This is a genomic window from Bradyrhizobium sp. Ken01, assembly GCF_055807355.1.
Genome location: NZ_JBVVPC010000234.1, coordinates 1 through 260, shown reverse-complemented (window position 1 = coordinate 260; position 260 = coordinate 1). Strand labels below are relative to the sequence as shown.

Here is a 260-nt window from a genome sequence, read left to right as displayed (position 1 = left end):
CATTATCGCCGCGCTGCACGGGCAGTCGATTTTTAACGGTGGCGGATTTCTTCTTCAGCAGCGCCGTTTTCTCATTCACATCACGCGCTTTTTTCTCCGTCTCTTCCGGCACCGCCACGGTGGCAGGTTTTGGCGGATGAGACGGGCTGATTTTATTTAACGGCGACAGCCCACCACCGTTAAAATTCGCGGCGAGATCACAGTTTGTAAATTCTTCCCGCAAGAGTGAATGCGGTTACCTACACTCCAGATTACTGACC

The 260-nt window shown here is 52.3% G+C and carries 1 protein-coding gene; it reads right to left on the bottom strand.

The window, feature by feature from the left end:
- On the bottom strand, nt 1-223 hold a 223-nt coding region (locus AC0L3S_RS39460; protein ID WP_473285367.1), incomplete at its 3' end, for a hypothetical protein.
- Nucleotides 224-260: the final 37 nt, after the last annotated feature.